This window comes from Halochromatium sp. (genome assembly GCF_054919635.1).
Window position 1 is genome coordinate 1 of sequence record NZ_JBUDPI010000225.1, and the last position, 6,462, is coordinate 6,462.

Here is a 6,462-nt window from a genome sequence, read left to right on the forward strand (position 1 = left end):
ACGAGGACAGCGCCATCCACTGCGACAAGCAGTTCCTCGCCATCGCCGAGGCCGTCGCTGGCAGCGAGGAGACCGGCACCCCGTCCCTCTGGGACATGGACCGAGGCTTCTTCATGGACCTGCTCGAGACGCCCGAGGGCGCGCATCGCATCCCGGTCTACTCCTGGGTCGGGTTGATCCCGCTGTTCGCGGTCGAGATCGTCAACCGCCGCATGCTCAACCATGCACCGCGCTTCGAACGGCTGCTCAAGGAGCACAAGGGCGGGCTGTTTCGCGGCAGCTACGTCTGCGCCTGTCCGGACTGGGAGAACGAGCGCGGTGAGCGGCTGCTGTCGCTGGTCGACCATTCGATGCTGCCGCGCATCCTCAAGCGCCTGTTGGACGAGGAACAGTTCCTGTCACCCTTTGGCGTGCGCAGCCTCAGTCGCGCTCATGCCAGGGACCGGGATCTCGGCTTCATCCCTGGCATCGGCAATGCACTCATCGAATACGTCCCAGGCGAATCGATCTCGCCGATGTTCGGCGGCAACTCCAATTGGCGCGGCCCGGTCTGGCTGCCAACCAATTACTCGTTGGTGTCCTCGCTCGAGCGTTTCCATCGCTTCCTTGGCGACGAATTCACCGTGGCGGTGCCCTGTCTCGGCGGCAAGCGACTCAACCTGAAGGAAATCGCGACGCTGATCGCCGACCGACTGAGCAATCTCTATCGACACGACAACGGCGATCACGCCCCAGCCCTGAGCGGCCATTGGCCAGCGAACGACGACCCGCTTTGGCAGGACCTACTTGCCTTCCACGAGTATTTCCATGCCGAGACCGGTGCCGGACTGGGTGCCGCCCATCAGACCGGCTGGACCGGTCTGCTCGCCAATCTGGTCATGCGCCAATATCAGCGCGACATCCGTCCCTGGAGTGGGCTCGACAGCGCAGAAACACCAAGCCTGATCGACGAGATCGCCTAATGCAGCCGTCCTTCGACTCTGTTGCAGGCAAGGCCCGCCTCTCTGCAGTCGCCGATCTGGATGCAGGGACGCCCGATAATGACCGGATACCAGGGCCGACAGGCGGGCGTTGTCTCGAAGCCGCGTCATCGATACCCTTAGCCGTCGTGCGGCTATGGGGCTCACCCGCAGCCTCGCCGCCTGTCTATTTTCAACAGCGCTCTATCCTCCACACAGTCGCTGAGCCGCCATTGAAATCGCTGGACTTGTCCAGATTTCCTGGCGGCAGCTGGTCGACATCGGTAAGACACCTCGTATGCGAAAGAACATCGCCGTCATCGGCAGCGGAATTGCCGGTCTCGCCGCAGCCTGGCTCCTCGGCCGAGAGCACCAGGTCACCCTGATCGAGAAGAATGATTACGTCGGTGGCCATACCCATACCATCGACGTCGACGAAGCTGGCCAAGGCCTCTCAGTCGACACCGGCTTTATCGTCTACAACATCGCCAACTATCCGCTCCTGACGCGGTTGTTCGAGGTCCTCGGCGTGGCCACGCGCGAGAGCGATATGTCGTTCTCGGCCTCGATCGGTCCGGGCCAGATCGAGTACTCGGGCGACAGCCTCAACACCCTGTTCGCACAGCGACGCAACCTGCTCAGCCCAGGATTCCTGCGCATGGTCGCTGATCTGGTTCGTTTCAATCGACGCTGCAAGGCGATGTTGCGCTCTGGCGGCTTCGACGGTCTGAGTGTCGGCGCGCTGCTCGAGCGCGAGCGCATGAGCGCAAGCTTCCGTGACCATTTTCTGTTGCCCATGGCCGCCGCTATCTGGTCCTGCCCGACCCGGACTATGCTCGATTTTCCGGCCGAGAGCCTGGCACGCTTCTTCAACAATCACGGCTTGCTAAACCTGATCGATCGGCCGCTGTGGCGCTCGGTCACCGGTGGCAGCGCCCGCTATGTCGAGCGCTTCCTCGCGGAGATCGGCCATGAGCAGGTCCGGCTCGATGCGGCGCAGGCGATCCGGCGCACCGAGCAAGGCGTCGAGATCACCCTGGCCTCGGGCGAGCGCCCTCGGTTCGACGATGTCGTGCTCGCCTGTCATGCCGATCAGGCACTCGCCTTGCTGGAGCAGCCGAGCGCTGCCGAGCACGAGCTACTGAGCCCTTTCCGCTATCAGCCGAACCGCACCTATCTGCACACCGATATCGGCTTGATGCCGCAGCGCCGGCAGGTCTGGTCCTCCTGGAATTATCTCTCGCAGCTGACGCAGGACGGCACCTGCGCGGTCTCGGTGACCTACTGGATGAACCGGTTGCAGGGGCTGAAGACCGACAAGGACTATCTGGTCTCGCTGAATCCGCTGCGCCCACCGGCCGAGGAGCGCATCATCGCTGAGATGGTCTACGACCATCCGGTCTTCGATCAGGCCGCGATGGATGCCCAGCCGCGGCTCGCCGAGTTACAGGGTCAGAATCGGATCTGGTTCTGCGGCAGCTACTTCGGCTACGGATTCCATGAGGATGCCCTGGCCTCGGCAGTCGCGATGGCCGACCGTTTCGGTGTCGATACCTCGATACTGTCGGCAACCGCACATAGGCCGGCGTCCGGCTCGAGACCAACTCCTGACCTGTCCCCTGACCTGTCACCAGCCACCACCGGCCTGTCACAGGTGTCTGAGCAACGCCCGAGCGCACCCGCATGAGCGAGAATCCACATCGCATCTACTTCACCAAGGTGATGCACCGGCGCCTGTTCCCGGTGCAGTATCGCTTCACCTACAAGGTCTTCAGCCTGCTGCTCGACCTGGATGCCCTGGACCGCCTGCCACCACTGCTGCGCACCCGAAAAGGCTTTGGTCTGTTCCGCTTTGCTGCCGAGGATCATGGTCCGCGCGACGGCTCGCCACTGCGGCCCTGGGCCGATCAACTGCTGCAGGATCAGGGTATCGACCTCGAGGGCGGGCGCATTCGGCTGCTCTGTATGCCACGGGTGCTCGGTTACGGCTTCAACCCTTTGAGCCTCTGGTACTGCGAGCACGCCGACGGCCAGCTGCGCGCCGTGCTGGCCGAGGTCAGTAACACCTTTGGTGAGTCCCACTTCTATCTGCTGGCCAACGGCGGCAAGCCACTGGCCTGGCCGGTGCGCGATACGGCCTCGAAATGCTTCTATGTCTCACCGCTGATGGAGGTAACCGGTGAGTATCGGTTTCGGCTCTCCGAGCCAGCCGAGACCATCGGCGTCTTCATCCGGCAGTTCCACAAGGACGGCCGGCTGGAGCTGGTTGCCACGCAATCCGGCGCTGGCGAGCCATTGACCAACCGCGCCCTCTGGCGGGCGTTCCGGCGCACGCCGTTGATGAGCTTCAAGGTGATGGTTGCCATCCATTGGCAGGCCCTGAAGATCTGGCTGCGCGGTGCGCGCTATGTCCCCAAACCCGATTCAGCCCATCCAAAGGTGACCTGATGGCAAGCGATAAGACGGCCGAGGCCGCCCTGCCCCAGCCCCAGCTTCAGCTCCAGCAGCCACTGCAACAGCCGCTGTTCGGCCCAGTGCTGCGGACCCTGCTCAAGCCGGTCATCTGGCCGATCACCCGACTGTTCGACCGCATTGCGGCCGGCCAGCTTCGACTGCGGCTGGGCGAGCGTTGCTATCTGCTCGAAAGCGATCGTGAGGGACCCCGGGCAGAGATCGACATCCATCGACCGCTACGCATGGCGCGGCGCCTGGCGACCAAGGGACACCTCGGACTCGGCGAGAGCTGGATGGCCGGCGACTGGGATAGCCCTGACCCGACCGCCTTGTTGCATCTGCTCGCCGTCAACGAGCACCGTTGGCGCGAGCGCCAGCGCGGCGGTCCGCTGCATCGGCTGATCTCGCCGCGGCGTCACCAACAGCGCAGTAACACCCGCACCGGCAGGCGCCGCAACATCGCCTATCACGACGACTTGGGCACCGACTTCTACCAGCTCTGGCTCGACGAAAGCATGACCTACTCCAGCGCCGTTTATGCGGCACCAGTGCCGGTCACTGCCGCGCAAGCAGCCACAGCATCGCGTCCAGCCGCGGTCCAGGTACCAGAAGCGACCTCCTTGATCGGCAATGGCCGGAGTCAGGGGGCACAGACCCGCTTGCTCGCTGGCATCAGCACCCGAACTGGAGCGCATGACGACGCCGCACAGGGTGCTCAGAAAGGATTCGCGCCCTGCACCCGCAGTAACGCCAACAGGGGCACCAACAGCGATGCCGGAGCCGGCCCCGGGCTCAGCGGTGACGCCATGAGTGACGGTGCTAGGCTGCAGACCGATCAGGATGACGATCAAGCCCTGATCCAGGCGCAGCAGCGCAAGTACCGGCGCCTGCTCGCGATGTTGGATGCGAGGCCCGGCCAGCACATTCTCGAGATCGGCTGCGGTTGGGGCGCCATGGCGCAAGCAGCCGCCGAGCGCGGGCTCAAGCTGACCGGCATCACCCTCTCTGAAGAACAGCTGAGATGGGCGCAGGCACGGTTCAAGGACAGCCCGCTAGCGCCCCAGGTTGAGCTTCGGCTGCAGGACTACCGCGACGTCAGCGAGACCTTCGATCACATCGTCTCGATCGAGATGTTCGAAGCGGTCGGCGAGGACTATTGGCCCATCTACATGGAGACACTGCGCGAGCGCCTACGCCCAGGCGGTACTGCAGCGCTGCAGGTCATTACCATCTCCGATGACATCTTCGATGACTACAAGGCGAGTCCGGATTTCATTCAGCACTACATCTTCCCAGGCGGCATGCTGCCGACGGTAGGTCGCTTCGACGCTGCCGCCCGGGCGGCCGGTCTGGAGATCGCTGAGCGCAGCTTCTACGGCAAGGACTATGCGCGCACCTTGCAGGCCTGGCATCGGCGCTTCCTCGAGCGCGAGCCCGAGGTGCGGGCGCTCGGCTATGACGAACGGTTCATCCGTATGTGGCGCTACTACCTCTCGTACTGCGAGGCCGGCTTTCTCGATGACCGTATCGATGTGATGCAGGTAGCCCTGAAGCAGCAGACCTGCTCCCCGGACTGACTTGGCGGGCGTGCCCCGGGCGACACGCGCTGGATGAGCCGACCAATCTCGGTCAGGAGATCATCGCTCGTCTTCTTCAAGACCTGCACCCGGTCCGGTATGGCCAGAGACTGGTCGGCTCGGATGCGCGCGAGGAGATCGGCGGCGACGGCCTGGAGCCGCTCGTACTTGCTCCCAATCGGGCGAAACTCGGCAAAGGTCTTGTATCGGCGCCGACCGAGACCGGCGTACCAGCGACCGAAATCGACATCGTCCGGCTTCAGCTCGGCGATCGCCGCGCTATCGCCATGCTCCACGGTCTCGATAAATCGGTGCAACCAGCAGCGGTGATTCTGCGCCGCCAGCATGAGCGGCAGATCATCGCGCTCAACCGGACCATCAACCTCGCTCCAGGAATGCTCCATCGACCAGCGTGCGATCCACTTGGGCAGCTGCGCCGCGGGCATGGGTCGGGCGATCCCATAGCCCTGACCGAAGGGGCAGCCGAGCCAGGTCAGCATAGCCGCATGTGCGAGCGTCTCGACGCCCTCGGCAATGACTGGACGATTGAACGCATGCGACAACTGTACGACGCTCTCGACAATCTCCTTGTCTCCAGTATCGTGCAGCATGTCGCGCACAAAGCTCTGGTCGATCTTGAGCAGATCGACCGGTAAGGCGCGAAAGTACGCCAACGACGAATAGCCTGTGCCGAAGTCATCGAGCGCGAACCGGACCCCGAGCTCGCGACAGCGCGCCAGCACACGTTGCGCCTGGTCAAAATCACTGAGTGTGGCCGTCTCCAGGATCTCGAGCTCCAGGTCTTCGCCGGCCACGCCCGGATGAGCCTTCAAGCGCGTCTCGAGGTTGGTTGCAAAATCCGGCCGCAACAGGTGCCGCGCGCCGATATTGACACTGATCGGCAGATGCCTCCCTTCACTAGCCCAGGCCTCCAACTGGCGCAAGACGGACTCGATCACCCACTCGTCGAGCTTGACCTCAAGCTCAGTCCCTTCAATATCGGGTAGGAAGGCTCCCGGCAGCAGTAGACCTTGCTCCGGATGCTGCCAGCGTACCAGGGCCTCGACGCCAATCACCTCGCGGCTGACCATATCGACCTGAGGCTGGAAGTGCAAAATCAGCTCGTTGTCTGCGACTGCTCGGCCGATCCGCTCCAACTTTTCCCGTCGAGCCTGCAGCAGATGGTCTTGCTGAGCATCGTAGAGATGATAGGTGTTCTTTCCGCCCTCCTTGGCCTGGTACATGGCCTGATCGGCATGCCGAAGCAGGGTGTCGGGGTCGGCAATGTCGGGCGGCGAAAGGGTGACACCGATGCTCGCAGAGAGGCTATGCACTAGGTCGCCGATCCTGATCGGCTCACTCACCGCGTCGAGAACGCGGGTCAGCAGACCGAAACAGTCATCCGGCTTTTCGAGATCAGTCAACAGCAACACGAATTCATCGCCGCCGAGACGGGCGACGGTGTCCTCGCC

Annotated in this window: 5 protein-coding genes; 4 read left to right on the top strand and 1 reads right to left on the bottom strand. The window is 63.4% G+C overall.

Features of this window, described 5'->3' with window-relative positions; all coding sequences use genetic code 11:
- From ACY693_RS13155 to ACY693_RS13170, 4 genes are all read left to right on the top strand, one after another.
- Positions 1-962: MGH1-like glycoside hydrolase domain-containing protein (locus ACY693_RS13155; RefSeq protein ID WP_462322282.1), on the top strand; the 962-nt coding region annotated here is incomplete at its 5' end.
- A gap of 295 nt (positions 963-1,257) precedes the next feature.
- Positions 1,258-2,646 (top strand): NAD(P)/FAD-dependent oxidoreductase, encoded by a 1,389-nt coding sequence (locus ACY693_RS13160; RefSeq protein WP_462322283.1) that lies wholly within the window; start codon positions 1,258-1,260, stop codon positions 2,644-2,646.
- A complete protein-coding gene (locus ACY693_RS13165; protein ID WP_462322284.1) occupies positions 2,643-3,407 on the top strand; it encodes a DUF1365 domain-containing protein in 765 nt (254 codons plus the stop codon). Before ACY693_RS13160 ends, ACY693_RS13165 begins: the two co-directional genes overlap by 4 nt.
- Positions 3,407-4,990 carry a class I SAM-dependent methyltransferase gene (locus ACY693_RS13170; protein WP_462322285.1) on the top strand — a complete coding sequence of 528 codons (1,584 nt, stop codon included), beginning with the start codon at positions 3,407-3,409 and terminating at the stop codon, positions 4,988-4,990. The genes ACY693_RS13165 and ACY693_RS13170 overlap by 1 nt, the downstream gene beginning before the upstream one ends.
- Here the strand turns inward: ACY693_RS13170 and ACY693_RS13175 are convergent.
- Positions 4,900-6,462: EAL domain-containing protein (locus tag ACY693_RS13175; RefSeq protein WP_462322286.1), on the bottom strand; the 1,563-nt coding region annotated here is incomplete at its 5' end. The genes ACY693_RS13170 and ACY693_RS13175 overlap by 91 nt on opposite strands.